Origin of the sequence: Sphingobacterium sp. BIGb0165, from assembly GCF_024810095.1 — a bacterium.
Lineage (GTDB): Bacteria > Bacteroidota > Bacteroidia > Sphingobacteriales > Sphingobacteriaceae > Sphingobacterium > Sphingobacterium detergens.
The window spans coordinates 163,520-181,597 of sequence record NZ_JANUEB010000008.1; the positions used below are offsets into that span (position 1 = coordinate 163,520).

Genomic DNA, 18,078 nt, shown 5'->3' on the forward strand with positions numbered 1-18,078 from the left:
GAGCTATTGGTTATATCATAAGGTATAAAAAATAGTAGTTATGATTGGTATAGTAGGTGGCCTAGGTCCTTATGCTGGCTTGGATATAGCCAAGAAAATTATAGATGAAACAGTGGCAAGTTCCGATCAGGAACACTTGCCACTGTTGTTGTTTTCCTGCCCTAACTTGATTCCAGATCGTTCCGCATATTTATGGGATACATCGAAGGAGAATCCAGGAAAGGCAATTGCGGCGATTTTAAAACAACTGGAACAGGCTGGCGCAACGATTGCGGCAATTCCGTCGAATACAGCGTATGCAGAACCGATTTTTTCAGTTATTCAGGATGAAATGGCCCGTTTAGGAAATGAGCTGAAGTTGCTTCATATTGTCCATGAAACGGTGCGATTTGTCCATGAAAATTATCCAGAGAGTACAATAGGTGTTTTATCGACGGCAGGTGAACAAGCCTATAGCCAATATCGAGAAGCTTTTATGAAAAAAGGATTTCCTATTGTAGAGCCTGAGGGAGCGCAAAAGGAAAAGGTAAACAATGCTATTTACGATAAAGATTATGGTATTAAGGCGCAACCAGCACCCATAGCAAATAAGGCAAGAGAAGACCTATTAATGGCGATGGATGACTTGAAAAAACAAGGCGCGCAGGTGATTATTTTGGGATGTGCTGAATTGCCATTGGCTATTCCCGAAAAAGATCACAACGGAATGGTTGTCATTGATCCCAATCGTATTCTCGCCCGAGCACTTATTCAAGCCGTTGCTCCCGGAAAACTCAAAGCACTCTAGTGTTGCTTTGTCAAATTGGCAGATTTTTTACCCGAAAGCTTGTTGGTATGAGTTTTGTCATCTGATTAATAGTTGTTTATATAACAGGGAGGAACAGATGCAAAAGATCATACACCGGGAAAACGATCGTGGCCATATTGATTTTGGTTGGTTGAAAAGTGCCCATTCGTTCAGTTTTGGGCAATATTTTGACCCAGAAAAAGTAAACTTTGGAGCTTTACGTGTATTAAACGATGATCAGGTTGAAGGGGGGCAGGGCTTTGGTCGTCATTCCCATGACAATATGGAGATTGTGAGTATACCTTTGGAAGGAGTACTTTCCCATCAGGACAGTATGGGCAATGTCCGAAACATTGAAACAGGAGATGTACAAATTATGTCCGCAGGAAAGGGGGTAAAGCATTCAGAGTTTAATGGTGATCAGAAAGAGCTTGTTAAGTTTCTTCAAATCTGGATAATACCTCATGAAATGAATCTTACTCCTCGTTATGACCAGAAGTCTTATCTTCATTTGGACCGTCATAATAAGTTTGTAACCATTGTGTCGCCTGATGTTTCCGATCCAGATGTGGTTCATATTCATCAAGATGTATATTTCAATATTGCTGACTTGGATGAAGGGAAGACAATCCCGTATACTGTTCATTCTGAAAGAAATGGGATTTATCTTTTTGTGCTTGAGGGTAAGGTACAGGTTGCAGGCGAAACATTGTCGCGAAGAGACGCGATGGGCATCTACGAGTCGGATAAAATTGAGATTCAGGCTGTGTACAATGCAAAGCTGTTACTTATTGAAGTTCCAATGTTTTAGTACAGGGAGCCTGCTCCTTTCATGATTTGGTAATGCTTGATTTTATGCTATTTGCATTGTTCGGCGAAACTAGGGATACATGAAAAAAGAAATATAAAGATCTATTATAAAAATAAGGAGTTCTGTAAAAGGGACTCCTTATTTTTTGTAAATTGGAGCAGGAATAGAAGTAAAACCCATGAACAATTTATTACATGCTTTTGAGGGCAGGGACGTTTTACTGATTATGTTATCAGTTCTGATTGGACTGTTGATTGGCGTAGAACGCGAATACCGTAATAAATCTGCAGGATTACGAACTTTTATACTGGTGAGTTTTGGCTCCTGCCTTTTTACTATTATTTCGTTGAAGATAGGTGTCGGAAATCCAGATCGACTAGCAGCTAATATTATTACAGGAATTGGTTTTTTAGGGGCTGGGGTAATCTTTAAAGAAGATAATAAAGTTAGTGGAATTACAACAGCAACAACGATATGGGCAACCGCATCTTTGGGAATGTGTATTGGCACAGGGAATATTTTTTTAGCCTTTATTGGTGTAGGCCTGGTTTTAGTGATTTTGGGGCTATTGACCTATTTGCAGACTTATATTGATAATTACCATAAAATTAAAGACTATGAACTCCAGACATTATCTGAAGCAGATTTTGAACATACTGAGCAGTTGATCAGACAGATGGGATTTAAAGCAACGATTGTAAATCAACGGTATAATAAGGAGAGTCTAAACACCACTTGGCGATTGACAGGCAACATAAATCGACATAAAGAACTCGTTAAAGTTTTGCGAAGGGATAAACAAATTGTTGCATATCAATATTAGGAGGGGGAGCCAGGATCGGAATCTTGTACAGGAGAAATCTTTTGCAACAACTGATTCACTTCGTCTTCGGTTGCGGTCAATTTTGCCCGACATACCTCAATGAGATCAGATGCACGTTTGATTTTCTCTGCAAGCTCATCAATATTTGTTGTTCCATTCTCAATTTCTTTTACAATCGTTTGTAATTCATTGAAGGCATCGGTATACGTGTATTTTTGTTCCATTGTATGCTATCTCTTTAAATTTTTCACGCTAATATATTTCCGGTTAGTTGTTTTTGGAACTGGTGCTAAGCGCCTTCTTATCCGTTACAGTACTTGTAATTTCGCCATCTTCCACCATCGTTTGGATCAGATCACCCGGAGATATCTGATCGATAGATTGAAGTAACTTGCCATTGACTTTTGTAATGGAAAACCCTTGTTTAAGCAGCCTCCGCGGATCAGAAAGCTGGATAATCCGTTCGGTATGTGCCAATGCCGTTTTATGTTCATAAAAGCGTAGTTTGATCAGCGCAGCCAGTTCGTGCTGAATCTGTTGAATATTGGCGCGCGCAGTCTGAAGTTCTCTTTTCCCAACCCATTGGATATGCGTTGCCATTTGAGCCAAAGTATTCCTTTCTTCCTTAAAACGAGTAGAGATCAGTTGCTGGATGCTTTCAGCTGCTTTGTCAATAGGAACAGAAAAATTATGAAACTTTTGAATGAGAAAATCAGCCAGCTCACTTGGTGTGATTGCATTTTTGTAGGCCACCATCTCACTCACAGTATAGTTGGTAGAATGACCAATTCCGGTCAATACAGGAATAGGGAAGATTGCTATGGCCCTTGCCAACAAATAATTATTGTAGCTCGATAGGCCAACCTCACCGCCACCGCCACGAATAATGGCAACCACATCAAATTCAGCTATTTTATCGGCAATGATCGCAAGTTGATTAATGATTGATGGAATAGATTTATCACCCTGTAAGAGCGCCGGAAATAAGGTGCATTCCAACCGATAGCCCCAAGGATTTTGATTGATAATCTTGTAAAAATCGGAAAGGCCTTTACTTGTTTCCACCGAAACAATGGCTAGTCTTTTTGGAAGCGTTGGGAACGGAACGGATTTATTAGCCTCGTAAATGCCCTCTTCTTTGAGCTTTCTTATGCTATCTAACTTCTCTTTCTCCAGCTCACCCAACGTAAAAGTTGGATCAATATCGACAATCCTTAAGCTCAAACCATACATCGGATCATAGGAAATACTTGCTTGAAATAACATCGTAATCCCTTCCCGTAAGGGTTCTTGCGCAATTTTCAGAAAATTGTTGTTGATTCGGGTGAAGTCTGCTTTCCACAAAGTTGATCTGATTTCAGCTACAATTTTACCGTCTTGCTTTTCAACGAGCTCAGGGTAACAATGTCCGGAATGCGTATAGTGGTTGAGTTTATTCATCTCCGCTTTGATCCAATATAAGCTCTTGTAACGCTCAGCAAGCGTTTTTTGGATACTTTTGCTAACCTCCAAAAGGGAAAATATTGTTTTATCTTGAATCAATTCCGGCATTAACCAAACTTACAGAAAAAAAAAGATTTATACTCGCTCATACCAAAAATCCATGTACTGAAGCTGTAAAAAACAGGCGTAACAAAATTGATTTTTTTAAGAGAAAGGACTTTGCTTTTTTATTTTATTCGTATTTTTATTTGATAGAACCTAAAAAACGATAAAATCAGAATGAAAAAAGGATTTTTTGGGGTGTTATTTGCAGGTTTGTTCTGTATTGGCCCCTTGTTCGCTCAGTATAAGTCGACCATAAAGAATGAAACCATACTTTACAATAATGTTGATCAGCTACTCCCTCTAGGTAATCTGGCACAATTACGTATTGCCGTCGTTGTGCCTCATGCTGAAAAATATGCTGCGTTTACAAACCAATTGGCACGTTATGCAGGCATTACGCTATTTGATTTCAGTAAATTTGATGAAGAGATCAAATATTATAATACGATTATTGTTGCGGGTAAGGAAGATGATTTGGATGCCGACTGTCTGGCACAGTTAAAGCAGGCGGTACTGAACAACAAAAAGGTTGTTCTTTGTCATTTCTTTGAACAAGAACGTAACAAAAAATCATTGTCCGAACATCCACAGTCTGATTTGATCGAGTTGTTGGCTCCTTTTACGGAACTTGGTCAACGCAATGCCGCGATGTCTATTTTTGGTGGTGCCGCCATTGCTGCAGGAAATATTAAGACAGCCCAATCGAGACTGCAATACAGTTCAGGTGAAAACTCCAATCTGAATTTGGGTAAATTGACCAAAAAAATTGATGCTATTGCACAAGAAGCTATTGAAAAGCAGGCAACCCCCGGTGCAGTTGTGATGATTATCAAAGATGGGCAGGTGCTATTGGAGAAATCTTATGGTTATCATACCTATTCAAAAGACATTCCAACAAAAACAAGTGATATTTTTGATCTGGCCTCAGTCAGTAAAATTGCGGGTACTACACCTGTGATTATGCGATTGACGGAGCGTAATATCATTAATCTCGATAGTACGATGGGGCATTATCTGTGGCAGGCAAAGTATACAAATAAAAAGGATATCAAATTGCGTTCTGTGATGCTACATGAAGCAGGGTTTACGCCATTTATTCCTTTTTATAAATATTTAAAAGCAGGTGATGTTGTTGCCGTACCGGACCAACAACATCAGGTGAAGATGGCCGACAATAGTTATATTCTCAATCACTATTACCGCGATCTGATGTGGCCCGAAATGTTAAAATCACCTGTTAAGCCAACAGGAAACTATGTGTATAGTGATATTAGCATGTATGTGATGAAGGAGGTTGCTGAACATCAGACGGCCGAACCATTGCAGGATTATGTTCAGGAAAATTTCTATAAACCATTAGGTATGACACATGCGGGATACCTTCCAAGGGAAAGATTTGCGAAGGAACAGATTGTGCCTACTGAGCAGGATACTTCGTTCCGTAAAACATTGTTGGAAGGTTACGTGCATGATCAGGGGGCAGCTATGGCCGGTGGTATCGCTGGACATGCCGGCTTATTTGCCACAGCCAATGACCTCGCGATATATGGCCAGCTTTTGCTCAACCGTGGAGAATACGGAGGCGAGCGGTATTTTAAATCTGAAACAATAGATCTTTTTACGTCTAAGCAGTCTGCGACAAGCCGAAGAGGATTGGGGTTCGACCGCTGGGATCCCAACCCGAAAAATGAATATCCCTCTAAATTAGCCAATAGTACCGTCTTTGGGCATACGGGATACACAGGCACATGTATCTGGGTGGATCCCCAAAACCAATTGATTTATATCTTCCTATCTAATCGTGTGCACCCGCAGGTTAGCACCAAATTGTTGGATCTCAATATCCGTAGCCGGATTCAGGATGCCATTTATGAAGCAATCAATGAAGTGAAGAAATGATAAAAAAACTATTGTTCATGGGGCTGGGCATATTATCTTTAAACAGGTTGGCTTATAGTCAGGATTATAAAAAAGTTCATCAGGATCTGATTATTGTGGATGGACATAATGATGTAATCTATGAATCAATTTTCGGAGGAAAGGATATTGGTCAGCGACTGAGTACGGGCGCTACGGATTTGCCGCGACTAAAAGAAGGAGGAGTCGATGTGCAGGTATTTGCTGTTTGGTCCGACGATGCAAAATGGAAGACTGGAGCATTTGAGCATGCCAATGCGCAAATAGATGCACTGGAGAAAATGATCGCTGCCAACGCCGAGAACATTGCTTTGGCAAAATCAGTAAGGGTTATTGATGCTATTTTAAAAGCCGGAAAAATTGCTGCATTGATCGGTGTGGAGGGCGGTAATATGATCGAAGGGAGCATAGACAATCTCATCAAACTCCATGAACGTGGTGCGAAATATTTAACCTTGACCTGGAACTATAATGTACCTTGGGCGAGTTGTGCTGCGATGGAGTCTGGTAAGATGGATTCTAGGGCAAAGGGATTAACAGATCATGGGAAAGCGATCATTCGAAAAATGAATGAACTTGGTATGCTAGTCGATCTCTCCCACGCTGGTGAACAGACTTTTTATGATGTCATTGCGGTTTCCAGTAAGCCTATATTGGTGTCACACAGTAATGCCTATCGTTTATGTCCACATTTCCGAAATTTAAAAGATGAACAATTGGAGGCCCTGAAGAAAAATGGCGGTGTGATCGGTGTCAACTTTTACTCCGGTTTTTTAGATCCTGGGTATGAGACACGATTAAAGAGAATATATACACAGCAATTTGGTAAGAATGCCGATACCACTTTGAGTACCTGGAAGATGTATGATAAGTTGCCAGCGGATGCTAGGTATGAAGTCGACGCGCCAATATCCAAACTATTGGACCATATTGATTATCTCGTCAAGAAAGTAGGAATTGAACATGTTGCCGTTGGATCGGATTTTGATGGCATCGAATCTGCTCCCCGAGGCTTGGAAGATGTTTCTAAATTTCCTTTTTTAACAAAAGGACTTTTAGAAAGAGGTTACAACAAAGCAGATATCGCTAAAATTATGGGACAGAATTTTCTGCGGATTTTAAAAGAAAACGAAGGATAGGTGGGTTACTTTGCCAGCTTATAGAATAGTCACATAAAACACCTTCCATGCAGAGATGTAGTATACTTATAGTATTTATTCAGTATTGTTAAAGTATCGCTAAAATATTAACTGAGGAGCGATTGTTAATACTTTGAGATTATCGGATTGGTGTAATGGATGAGGAACTAAACCCCTTATTAATCTTCTTATTATTACCGGATAGAAATTTGTAATTTCGTAGAATGGCAAAAACAAAATCAGCATATTTCTGTCAAAACTGTGGCTATGAGGCTCCCAAATGGATGGGACAATGCCCTTCGTGCAAGCAATGGAATAGTTTCGTGGAGGAAGTGGTCGAAAAGTCAAGCTCAAAAGTTCCTGAATGGCGAAGTACAACAACAACAACAGGGAATACAAAGCGGGCAAACAAGGCGGCTATTATTCATGAGATTGTATATCAGGATGAATCGCGTATCTTGACTCCAGATCAGGAGTTTAATCGGGTGTTGGGAGGGGGAATCGTCCCGGGCTCCCTGGTGTTGATAGGAGGCGAACCCGGAATTGGAAAATCTACATTGATGCTCCAGCTGGCTTTGTCCATTCCACAGGTCAAAACCCTATATATTTCCGGAGAGGAGAGCGAGCAGCAAATCAAGATGCGGGCCGAGCGATTATCACAATCTTCTAAAGCCAATTGTTATATTCTGACGGAAACATCTACACAAAATATTTTCAAGCAGATAGAGACAGTACAACCTCATGTCATTGTCATAGATTCCATCCAAACCTTGCATTCAGCGCAGATTGAATCGGCACCGGGCTCGGTTTCCCAAGTGCGGGAATGTACAGCCGAATTACTCCGGTTTGCCAAAGAAACCAGCACACCTGTATTTATTGTAGGGCATATTACCAAGGATGGTTCCATTGCAGGACCGAAAGTCTTGGAGCATATGGTCGATACCGTACTCCAATTTGAGGGTGACCGCCATCACGTCTACCGCATATTGCGTGCGGTAAAAAATAGGTTTGGCTCCGCGTCTGAATTGGGTATATATGAAATGCAGGGTTCTGGATTGCGGGAGGTGTCAAATCCGTCCGAAATTATGATTTCACAGCGAGATGAGCCCGTGAGTGGTGTTTCCATTGCGGCTATGCTTGAGGGAATGCGGCCGATGATGATTGAAGTTCAGGCCTTGGTAAGTAACTCGGCATTTGGTACTGCCCAACGTTCATCTACAGGTTATGATACAAAACGATTAAACATGTTGTTGGCTGTATTGGAAAAGCGATTTGGTTTTCGGTTAAGTGCACAGGATGTATTTTTGAATATTGCTGGAGGGCTTCGTGTTGAAGATCCAGCAATCGATCTGGCAGTTATCGTGGCTATTATTTCGTCGCAACAAGATATTCCGATAAAGACCAGTTTGACCTTTGCCGGTGAAGTTGGTTTATCCGGAGAGATCAGAGCTGTCAACCGGATTGAACAACGTATCCAAGAAGCAGAGAAGTTGGGCTTTGATGGGATCTTTATTTCCAAGTTTAATACCAAAGGATTGGATGCCAAGAAATATAATATTGCTATTAGGCCAGTAGCTAAATTGGAAGACCTGTTTAGCGCTTTATTTGGCTAAATAATAAATCAGTTAAAAAAAACAGGTGCCCTATTTTCGGACACCGTTTTTTCTTTAATATTTCTCCTATTTCCCTATAGCCTAATGGCTAACATTCATTTTTACTTTAATACTTCTTTTAGCTTCGCACGTAAAGCATCGCCATGTAAATTCTTCGCAATGATTTTTCCATTCGGGTCAATCAATACATTTTGAGGGATAGATTTCACCGCGTATAATGTGCCAACATCATTTTGCCAACGTTTTAAGTCAGAAACATGTTTCCAATGTAGCTTGTCTGTGTGAATGGCCTTGATCCAAGAGTTGCGGTCTTTGTCAAAGGATATACCCAGGATTTCAAAGTTGTCTCCTTTGAACTGTCCGTAAGTTTTTACAAGATCTGGACTTTCAACGCGACAGTCTGGACACCAAGAAGCCCAAAAATCAAGTAGTACATATTTACCTTTGAAATCGGATAGTTGTACAGGGCTGCCTGTTGTATCATTTTGGGTAAAAGCAGGCGCAACTTTTCCGATCTGAACAGTCTCCAGTGCATTTAGATATTCCTGAAACTCTTTTCCTTCAAGGGAATTTTTTACATTGCCACTCAAGGTATTATAAAGCGCCTGTAACTCTGTATAGACAGGGTCGTAGCCGCCTACACGACGCAAATCAACTAAAGTTGAGATGGAATCCGGTGCTGCTTTTACACGGGCGATATATTCCTGTTTGGTCAATTCTTTTTTCTGGGCTAAACCAAAGAATGGAAGAACCAAAAAAAGTAGTGTGATGTATTTTATCATGTTGCTATTCTTGTATATATTTACAAATATAAGAAAATCCACTAATTTGGTAGATTAATAAAATGTCAAAAAATGAACTTCAACCTAATAGCTAAACTTCCACAAGTCGGGACATCGATCTTTACCAAGATGACCACGCTTGCCAATGAGGAGCAGGCGCTGAATCTGTCTCAGGGTTTTCCAGACTTTGAGACGGATCCCAAGCTTGTGCAATTGGTCTCTGCCGCAATGGAAAAAGGGCACAACCAATACGCACCAATGATCGGTGCACAAAGTCTACGGGAGACGATCGTAAATAAATACAAGACGGTATATGCCGTGGATATAGATCCGAATGAAGAACTTACGGTTACAGCCGGGGGAGCACAGGCCATCTTTACAGCTATAGCAACAGTCGTCAGCCAGGGAGATGAAGTAATTATATTCGAACCGGCATACGATAGTTATGCCCCAACGATTGAATTGTTTGGCGGTAAGGTTGTTCCAGTTCGATTATTGGCACCAGATTTTCAAATTGACTGGGATTATGTGGCTACACTGATCAACGAAAAAACGCGATTGGTGATTATCAATAATCCGAATAATCCTACTGGAAAAGTACTCGGAAAAGAGGACCTAAATAAACTTGGGAAGCTATTAGCGGGAACAAACACCCTGTTATTAAGCGATGAAGTTTATGAACATCTCGTTTTTGATGGAGTTTCCCCGCAATCTGTTTTAAGTATACCGAGTTTGCGTGAACGGAGTTTTGTCGTCGCTTCCTTCGGAAAACTGTTGCATACCACGGGATGGAAGATCGGCTACTGTGTGGCGCCAGTTCTATTGATGAGCGAATTTCGAAAAATCCATCAGTTTAATGTATTCAGTGTTAATACGCCTATGCAGATTGCAATTGCCGAATATTTGAGAGATATTGCTTATGTGGAGAGTCTTGCTGGTTTCTTTGCGAAGAAGAGAGACTTACTCAAAAATGGATTGGCGCAGTCTCGCTTCAAGATTCTCCCTTGTGAAGGGACCTATTTTCTTAATCTCGATTATAGTGCCATTAGTCAGGAGAAGGAGTTTGATTTTGCCTGCTATTTGACAAAACATCACAAAATAGCGACGATTCCGCTCTCTGCGTTTTATAAACAAGCTACAGATCAGCAAGTTTTACGTGTTTGTTTTGCTAAGCAGGATGTTACTTTGTTAAAAGCAGTAGCGATTTTAAACGAAATATAGTGGGATTTCTATGCTAAAATAAGGGCTAAAAGGTTTTATTTAAAATATTGTTAAGAATAAGCCACTTTATTAAAATTTTACTTCAACTTAACTCACTAATTTCATAAATTTGTAATTCACGTTTATCAATATATCCATAAAATGGCTAGATTAAATTTATTGGAAGAAACACGCTTCGAAAAAGTCCCCGTAAGCGTCTATCCAGATCAAAATTCAGCTTCGAAAAACGTTGCAAATCGTATTGCTGAAATTATTCGTGCAAAGCAGGAGAAAGGTGAAAAAGCTGTTCTAGGTCTTGCTACTGGTGCTACACCGGTGAAAGTTTATCAAGAATTGATTCGCTTGCACAAAGAAGAAGGTTTAAGCTTTAAGAACGTGATTACCTTCAATCTTGATGAATATTTTCCTATGCAACCTGACGCCGATCAGAGCTATGTGGCTTTTATGAACAAAAACTTGTTCGATCATGTAGACATTGATAAGGCGAATGTAAATATTCCTGATGGTACCCTAGCACCGGATCAAGTCAATGCATTTTGTGAAGCATACGAACAAAAGATTACTGCTGCTGGTGGTTTAGATATTCAATTATTAGGTATTGGTCGTACAGGCCATATTGGTTTTAATGAACCAGGTTCTGCTCCAAACTCTGGTACCCGTATTGTAACCTTAGACGATTTGACACGTCGGGATGCATCACGTGCTTTTGGTGGTAAAGAAAATGTGCCGAGAAAAGCGATCACGATGGGCGTGGGTACAATTTTCAAAGCGCGCGAGATTATCTTGATGGCTTGGACTGAAACGAAAGCAGAGATCATTAAGAAAGCGGTTGAGGGCGAGATTTCGTCAGAGATTCCTGCAACATATCTTCAACTATCGGATAATGTCGAATTCATCTTAGATGAGGCAGCGGCATCCTTGTTGACACGTTTTGACCTTCCATGGTTGGCAGAAGATGTTACCTGGACGCCAACATTGATCAAAAAAGCTGTTGTTTGGTTAGCGCTGGAAATCAATAAACCGATTTTGAAACTGACGGACGAAGACTATAGCGCTCATGGTATGGCAAAGTTGGTGACAGAAACTGGCCCTGCTTATAACATCAATATCCGTATTTTTAATGAACTTCAACATACGATTACAGGATGGCCAGGGGGTAAACCCAATGTAGACGATTCACAACGTCCAGAGCGTGCTAATCCGGCTAAGAAAAATGCGATTGTATTTTCTCCACACCCAGATGATGATGTCATCTCTATGGGCGGTACATTTATCCGTTTGGCTGACCAAGGGCACAATGTGCATGTTGCTTACCAGACTTGTGGTAATACGGCTGTGTGGGATGATGATGTGGTACGTTACTTGGAATTTGCTGAAGATTTGGCAAATCAAATTGGTGCAAATACAGAGGCAGCTCAAATCAATCAGATTTATGATGAAGAAAGAGCAATCTTTGCAACGAAAAAACCAAATCAGATCGATACCGAACTTGTTCGCAAAATAAAGGCATTGATCCGTAAAGGAGAAGCCATTGCTGGAGCTCGTTTAGTCGGTTTGCCAGATGAAAATATCCATTTCCAAGATCTACCATTCTACGATAGACAAAAATTTGCAAAGGATGTATCGTTTGAAGATGATATCCAACAAACGATGGAATTGTTGCGTCAGGTAAAACCGCACCAAGTATTCGCCGCAGGAGATTTTGCAGATCCACATGGTACGCATAAAGTATGTTTCGATATTTTGTTCGAGGCTTTGAGAAGATTGAGCAAAACTGACGAGTGGACAAAAAACTGTTGGTTGTGGTTGTATAGAGGTGCATGGCATGAATATCCGATCCATGAGATCGAAATGGCAGTTCCATTATCTCCACAAGAGGTATATCGCAAGCGTTTAGCGATCTTCAAACATCAATCCCAAAAAGATCTACCTGTATTCCCAGGTGATGATCCACGTGAATTCTGGGTACGTGCTGAAGACCGTACAAGCGATACCGCAGCAATGTATGACCGATTGGGTCTTGCCAACTATGAAGCGATAGAAGCTTTTGTAAGATGGAAATTTGACTAAAATAGCCTGAATTAATATAGGAAAGCTCTGAATCTTAATTGGTTCAGAGCTTTTTTGTTTTTAGTTGTTATAGCAAGCAAAATTTTTATACCTTTGCTTCGCTATTTAGATTAATTAAAAATAATTACTCAAGATTATTAACATGGACAAACACTTACTTGCACTTGCCTCTACATTTTTAATCGGAAGCGCTGTATACGGTCAAACTTCAGGAATCGTAAAAGGAAAGGTTGTGGATGCAAACAACAACCCATTAAGCTCAGTAACCGTTTCAATCGGTGATAAAACAGTACGGACAGACTATAAAGGTCATTTTAGACTTCAGGGTGTCGATCAGAATGCAATCATCCGTTTTACTTATTTAGGTTATCAGGCTACATCGGTTGATTATGTATTTAACTCAACTAGTCGTGAAGTAGTCATAAAACCGGTGGTGTTAGTGGGCAATGAGCAAGCTATCGATGAAGTGGAAGTGTTCGGTGAGCGAAATAAGAAGCCGAAGGGGCTTGAGATGATTACCCGTATGCCGTTAAAACCTTCCGATCAGATTCAGAGTATATCGGTGATATCCAATAAAGTAATTCAAGATCAGGGCATATTAACATTGACTGATGCTGTTAGAAATATTCCGGGTGTTACGCTATTTGGTTCTTACGGTGGTGTCAAAGAATCACTATCTACACGGGGTTTCAGAGGTGTGCCAGTTTTGAAAAATGGCGTACGTATGGATTCGCAGTTTCAGACTGCTTCGGGCGTTGTTGATATGCAAGGGGTGGAGTCTATCCAGATGATCAAAGGATCTGCAGCGGTGACGCAAGGTGTTATTACAGACCTCGGGAATGCCGGTGGGGTGATTAATGTCGTGACAAAAACGCCTAATTTTACAAACTCTGGTGAGGTTGGGGTACGTGTGGGAAGCTGGGGGCAGTTTCGGCCGACATTCGATTTTCAGACTGTATTAGATAAAAAGCAGACTGTCGCTTTTCGTATGGATGGTGCCTATGAAAGAAATGATAGTTTCAGAAAAGGGCTTTCAGCCAACCGTGTCTATCTGAACCCATCACTGGCCTGGAAACCTACTGAGAGAACAACGATCACATTGGAAGGAGACTATTTCAACGATAACCGTACCCCGGTAAATTCGGCGGTTAGCTTAAACCCTTTGCAGAGTATTAATGCTTTATATGTCATACCCAATAATAAATTCTTAGGTATGAATTCTGATAATGTTAATACAGAGATGAAGAGCTTTATGGGACAGATCAATCATGAATTGACCGATCGTTGGAGTATTCGCGCCTCAATTGCGACATCATCTTATCAGGTCGATAACTTGACAACATCAGCGACTCTTATAAAGGATCGTGAGGAAAAGTTCAATACCTTTTCGCGGAAGATGAGTAAGAGTTTAAGAGATGATAAGAATAAGACATTTCAGTTTGATCTGATTGGAAAAGATCTTTATACAGGTAAGGTAAAGCATTTGGTACAGGCGGGAGTTGACTATCGTATCGCCGATGCAACAACAACTTCGTTTGGTACCAAATTGAGTTTGTTGGACAGTAAAGTTCCCTTGTCAAAGCCTGATCAGGCAGCTTTAGCCGGGGGTATAATTGACGTGATTGATATTCATGGCGATTGGGCCAACGATTTGACCCAAGTATCTTATGTGGATTCATTGGGGAATAATCAGATAGGAAAGAAGGTGGCTTTTGAGGCTAAAACTCCTGTTAGAAATTACTATTCTTCTGTTGGCTTCATGGCGCAGGATGTTATTGAATTCAATAAATACATTAAGGCAGTATTGGGTTTGCGTTACTCTGAGATGACGACGAAGGACTTTATATCAAACGGAAATAAGAGGGTATCAGCTTGGAATCCGATGGCAGGTGTTATCGTAACGCCTTTCGAGAATTTCAATGTATTCGGATCTTATACGAACTCAACCAGTCTCAGAAGTGCAGCCAATCCAATGGTTGATGGGACCAAAGCGGGTGCTTCAACTACCGAACAGTTCGAAGGGGGGATTAAATCAGATTGGTTGGATAATAGACTGCGTTTCAATTTAACGTATTTCCATATTTATACATCTGACCTAACGAATGCGGAATATAATGATGCGAATCAACCAACAGGTCTTTATTTTAAAGCGGGTGATTTAGTCCGGGATGGTATCGAAGCTGAATTAAACGGTCGTGTGTTGGAAAATCTAACGGTTATGTTGGGCTATGCATATTTAGATGCCCGATATAAAAATTCTCCATCCTACATGAATGGCTCTGCTCCAATGAATGCGCCAAAACATACGGCCAATGCTTGGGTGCAATATGTCTTTAATCAAGGTGCTTTAAGAAATCTGAGCTTAAGTGCCGGAGTGTATTATGTGGGCGATCGTCCAGTAAATGAGTATAGTCTAACACCGCAAGGCCACGGTGAATATTATGGCGAAAAACCATTCAATATGCCAGCTTATACAACTTTAAATGCACAGGTGGGGTATAAATGGCGAAGGTTTGATGCAAAAGTTTTTGTTAACAATATCACCAACGAGATTGGCTTGAACTCGTATTTCCGTGGCGGTTTTATTAATCAGATCGACCCTAGAAATGCTGCCGTATCATTAAGCTATAAGTTTTAAGTAGAGCGCATTTAATCGTGAGCACAAGTAAAAAGGGGTGTTTTTCGAATAGAAAACACCCCTTTTTTAATTTTAAACGGCCATCGGAAGTATTATTTCAGCACTTTAATGATGACTTTCTTTATGTTGGCTATTACTGTTTTTGTTGTAATAATCCCGTTCAGTTTTTAATATGCAATAACGTCTCCGGATCTACCTTTGGCATCAAAGACCTTGAATAGATATTTTTTGCCCGCTTGAAAAGGAATTGCGCCATTTACTTCTTTTGATTTCAATGTCGGTGTACTTCCATTCTCTGTATAATAGACTTTGAATCCGGGGTAATCGGTGTTGATATAAAGCTGGTTACCCTCTTTTTTAATACCAAGCTTCGGAAGGCGATAGGTGTAACCCCCATCAATAATATCCAGTTTCTTCAATTCATCCTCGCCTAATTTCTTAATAAATGCTGTATACGACTTACGATAGGTTGCTTCATCATAAGAATTGCCTTTTTCCCAAGCTTGTTCTTGCGCCCAGGCGCGATCGGCAATAGCAATTAATCGAGGGAATATCATCTCTTCAAGGCGTTGATCTGTCGATACTTTTTCGGCCCAGAGGGCACCCTTAATGCCGAGTAGATTTTTCTTTCCTTCAGTAGTAAGCTGCTCTTTGTTGGTATACGCTTCTTTTACGAGATCTTTTCCGGTATCATCTTTACGAAGATTAATGAAGAAGTTTTCCGGCGAGAAAGAATAGGTTCTGTTCAGGTTTACAGTACCTACCCAGCTATGGCCTGGATCTGCAAAGTCGCGGTCCCATGACATATCCAGATAGTTGTTTGCCGCGCTGGTATAGACAACTTTATAGCCTGCATTTGCTAAGCGGTAAGCTAAATCCTCCTGTCCTTGACCCGGAAGATTATTCCATACATTGAGATGGATGCCGGATTTACCCAATTCCGCGTTAACTTCCATTCCTTTCCCTTTATTGCGCATGCCCATCTCTTCCCATCCAGACATCGTCAAACCCTTATCTTGAACAAGCTTGTTAATTTTGGCGATATATATCGGCCATACATCAAGTACATTGCTGATATTATTATCCTTCATGAAAGCAAGGATTTTTGGTGATTTTTCCCAGACACCACTCGGTGTCTCATCTCCTCCCAAATCGATAATTTTCAAGGGTACTCCAGCTTTTTCATGAATCGCTTTGATTTCATCGACCACTTTGCTCAGGAAATGATACGTTGAAGGTAGGGCAGGGTTCATCACATTGTCGTTCCAGTTCTGTGCAGAGTTATAGACTGATTTATCATCCGCATCATCCAACAGGAATTCTTCAGCTTTTTGCTTATCGCCTGCCTTTGTAAAATGTGCAAAGCGTGCACGCATTGCTTTGATCGCGGCACGGGCATGCCCCGGTGTTTCTACTTCAGGTATCACATCGATATGCCTTGCTTGCGCATATTTTAAGATTTCGATATAATCAGCTACGGTGTAGAATTGATGCGCTTTTGCAGTTGCACCAGAGCCGTAAGCAGGTTGAATTCCTTTACCGTCTTCAAAATTAGCGGTACGGTTGGCCCCCACTGCAGTCAGTTCCGGTAAGGATGGAATTTCCAATCGCCAACCTTCATCGTCAATAAAGTGGAAATGGAATTTATTTAATTTGTAGGCAGCCATCAGATCCAAAATGCGCAACACTTCTGCCTTGCTATGAAAATTACGGGCCGCATCCAACATAAATCCACGGTAGCCATAACGAGGACTATCTTCTATTTTTGTGTAAGGTAAGGCAATTGATTTGCTCGTTTTATTCCATTGTTGATGATTAATCAAGGATTTCAAAGACTGTATGGCATAAAATGCACCTGCCTTATCCGCCGCTTCTATACGGATACCTTTTGCATCGATGTTTAGGCGATAAGATTCAGGTTTTAGATCGTTTGCTTTGACGATAACAACACCATCTTGTTTTTCAGAGCTAGTTGACAACTTGATACCTGCGTATTTGTTCAGGAAATCTGTCAGAAAGCTTGCTTCGGAAGATAATTCACTGGCGATAAATACTTTTGTACTAGTCGATATATTGAACTTTGTATTATTGTTAATACTAATATTGCTGGGTAGGGGGATAATGGCCTGCGCCTCTATACCCTCGGTAAGTTTATTTTGGTCATATTTATAAGACCAATAATCCGCTTTTTCAGCATCGGATTGAGGTGCTGTTTTCACCGCAGTGTAGTTCTGAATATCTGTTGAAAGCCCAGTTTTGCTATTTTTTATGTACAAACCGATTGGCCCGTCGGTATAATTGACGAGTCCTGTTGTGATGAAATCAATATGGATGGTGTCCTGTGATTTTAATAAAAAATTGTTTTTCTTAAAGCTTACCTGAAATAGATCGCCATTCCTGTGGTCAATGGCAAATCTTTTATCTACTTTACCAGGATCAATAGATCTGATAAAATTAAACCAGAGGCTCCAATCATTGAGCTGTATCGCACTTTTGCTCGTATTTTTCAGAATGATTGTTGAGACAGGATTTTTACGGATGTTCTGGCCATCCTTGACCTGCCAGGTGAGTTGCAGCTGATCTGCAATTGAGCTCGATTTTTGAGCATATGCTGCTTGGCTAAAAAGTGCCATGCCAAGACCCGCATAGAGTAGAGGATTTTTAATTTTTTTAAAATTAGTCATGTTGGTTACTTTTTCAATGAGTCTAAATATAGCTATTTTAGAGGG

At 40.6% G+C, this 18,078-nt stretch carries 13 protein-coding genes; 9 read left to right on the forward strand and 4 right to left on the reverse strand.

The features are described 5' to 3' along the window. Positions 1–40: 40 nt before the first annotated feature. The 3 genes from M2408_RS19115 (at position 41) to M2408_RS19125 (ending at position 2,421) form a co-directional block, all read left to right on the forward strand. Complete coding sequence (locus M2408_RS19115; RefSeq protein WP_259185612.1) at positions 41–787, forward strand: aspartate/glutamate racemase family protein; 747 nt, start codon at positions 41–43, stop codon at positions 785–787. A 97-nt stretch (positions 788–884) separates the two neighbouring features. After that, on the forward strand, positions 885–1,598 hold the full coding sequence (locus M2408_RS19120; RefSeq protein WP_259185616.1) for a pirin family protein: 714 nt from the start codon (positions 885–887) through the stop codon (positions 1,596–1,598). 178 nt (positions 1,599–1,776) lie between these two features. Further along, complete coding sequence (locus M2408_RS19125) at positions 1,777–2,421, forward strand: MgtC/SapB family protein (protein ID WP_259185617.1); 645 nt, start codon at positions 1,777–1,779, stop codon at positions 2,419–2,421. Here the strand turns inward: M2408_RS19125 and xseB are convergent. Then, positions 2,418–2,645, reverse strand: coding sequence for an exodeoxyribonuclease VII small subunit (gene xseB / locus M2408_RS19130; RefSeq protein ID WP_259185623.1), 228 nt, complete (start codon positions 2,643–2,645; stop codon positions 2,418–2,420). The genes M2408_RS19125 and xseB overlap by 4 nt on opposite strands. Before the next feature lie 43 nt (positions 2,646–2,688). Then, complete coding sequence (gene xseA / locus M2408_RS19135) at positions 2,689–3,972, reverse strand: exodeoxyribonuclease VII large subunit (RefSeq protein WP_259185631.1); 1,284 nt, start codon at positions 3,970–3,972, stop codon at positions 2,689–2,691. Positions 3,973–4,143: 171 nt separating this feature from the next. Between xseA and M2408_RS19140 the strand changes: the two genes are divergently transcribed. From M2408_RS19140 to radA, 3 genes are all read left to right on the forward strand, one after another. Then, positions 4,144–5,868, forward strand: coding sequence for a serine hydrolase (locus M2408_RS19140; RefSeq protein WP_259185639.1), 1,725 nt, complete (start codon positions 4,144–4,146; stop codon positions 5,866–5,868). After that, entirely contained in the window at positions 5,865–7,025 is a 1,161-nt protein-coding gene (locus tag M2408_RS19145; protein ID WP_259185646.1) for a dipeptidase, read from the forward strand. Before M2408_RS19140 ends, M2408_RS19145 begins: the two co-directional genes overlap by 4 nt. 224 nt (positions 7,026–7,249) lie before the next feature. Next, positions 7,250–8,638 carry a DNA repair protein RadA gene (radA, locus tag M2408_RS19150; protein ID WP_259185658.1) on the forward strand — a complete coding sequence of 463 codons (1,389 nt, stop codon included), beginning with the start codon at positions 7,250–7,252 and terminating at the stop codon, positions 8,636–8,638. A 101-nt stretch (positions 8,639–8,739) separates the two neighbouring features. Here radA and M2408_RS19155 read toward each other — a convergent pair whose 3' ends face one another. Next, positions 8,740–9,420 carry a TlpA disulfide reductase family protein gene (locus M2408_RS19155; RefSeq protein ID WP_259185660.1) on the reverse strand — a complete coding sequence of 227 codons (681 nt, stop codon included), beginning with the start codon at positions 9,418–9,420 and terminating at the stop codon, positions 8,740–8,742. 72 nt (positions 9,421–9,492) lie between these two features. Between M2408_RS19155 and M2408_RS19160 the strand changes: the two genes are divergently transcribed. From M2408_RS19160 to M2408_RS19170, 3 genes are all read left to right on the forward strand, one after another. After that, positions 9,493–10,641 (forward strand): methionine aminotransferase, encoded by a 1,149-nt coding sequence (locus M2408_RS19160; protein ID WP_259185666.1) that lies wholly within the window; start codon positions 9,493–9,495, stop codon positions 10,639–10,641. A 141-nt stretch (positions 10,642–10,782) separates the two neighbouring features. Continuing rightward, on the forward strand, positions 10,783–12,711 hold the full coding sequence (nagB, locus tag M2408_RS19165) for a glucosamine-6-phosphate deaminase (protein ID WP_409049495.1): 1,929 nt from the start codon (positions 10,783–10,785) through the stop codon (positions 12,709–12,711). 142 nt (positions 12,712–12,853) lie between these two features. Then, complete coding sequence (locus M2408_RS19170; protein ID WP_259185668.1) at positions 12,854–15,349, forward strand: TonB-dependent receptor; 2,496 nt, start codon at positions 12,854–12,856, stop codon at positions 15,347–15,349. A gap of 167 nt (positions 15,350–15,516) precedes the next feature. Here the strand turns inward: M2408_RS19170 and M2408_RS19175 are convergent, their stop codons facing one another. Continuing rightward, positions 15,517–18,033 carry a family 20 glycosylhydrolase gene (locus tag M2408_RS19175; RefSeq protein ID WP_259185676.1) on the reverse strand — a complete coding sequence of 839 codons (2,517 nt, stop codon included), beginning with the start codon at positions 18,031–18,033 and terminating at the stop codon, positions 15,517–15,519. Positions 18,034–18,078: the final 45 nt, after the last annotated feature.

Bases quoted from the DNA above. Each gene is read 5' to 3' on its own strand.
- M2408_RS19115 (WP_259185612.1), top strand. From the start codon at position 41: ATGATTGGTATAGTAGGTGGCCTAGGTCCTTATGCTGGCTTGGATATA.
- M2408_RS19120 (WP_259185616.1), top strand. From the start codon at position 885: ATGCAAAAGATCATACACCGGGAAAACGATCGTGGCCATATTGATTTT.
- M2408_RS19125 (WP_259185617.1), top strand. From the start codon at position 1,777: ATGAACAATTTATTACATGCTTTTGAGGGCAGGGACGTTTTACTGATT.
- xseB (WP_259185623.1), bottom strand. From the start codon at position 2,645: ATGGAACAAAAATACACGTATACCGATGCCTTCAATGAATTACAAACG.
- xseA (WP_259185631.1), bottom strand. From the start codon at position 3,972: ATGCCGGAATTGATTCAAGATAAAACAATATTTTCCCTTTTGGAGGTT.
- M2408_RS19140 (WP_259185639.1), top strand. From the start codon at position 4,144: ATGAAAAAAGGATTTTTTGGGGTGTTATTTGCAGGTTTGTTCTGTATT.
- M2408_RS19145 (WP_259185646.1), top strand. From the start codon at position 5,865: ATGATAAAAAAACTATTGTTCATGGGGCTGGGCATATTATCTTTAAAC.
- radA (WP_259185658.1), top strand. From the start codon at position 7,250: ATGGCAAAAACAAAATCAGCATATTTCTGTCAAAACTGTGGCTATGAG.
- M2408_RS19155 (WP_259185660.1), bottom strand. From the start codon at position 9,420: ATGATAAAATACATCACACTACTTTTTTTGGTTCTTCCATTCTTTGGT.
- M2408_RS19160 (WP_259185666.1), top strand. From the start codon at position 9,493: ATGAACTTCAACCTAATAGCTAAACTTCCACAAGTCGGGACATCGATC.
- nagB (WP_409049495.1), top strand. From the start codon at position 10,783: ATGGCTAGATTAAATTTATTGGAAGAAACACGCTTCGAAAAAGTCCCC.
- M2408_RS19170 (WP_259185668.1), top strand. From the start codon at position 12,854: ATGGACAAACACTTACTTGCACTTGCCTCTACATTTTTAATCGGAAGC.
- M2408_RS19175 (WP_259185676.1), bottom strand. From the start codon at position 18,033: ATGACTAATTTTAAAAAAATTAAAAATCCTCTACTCTATGCGGGTCTT.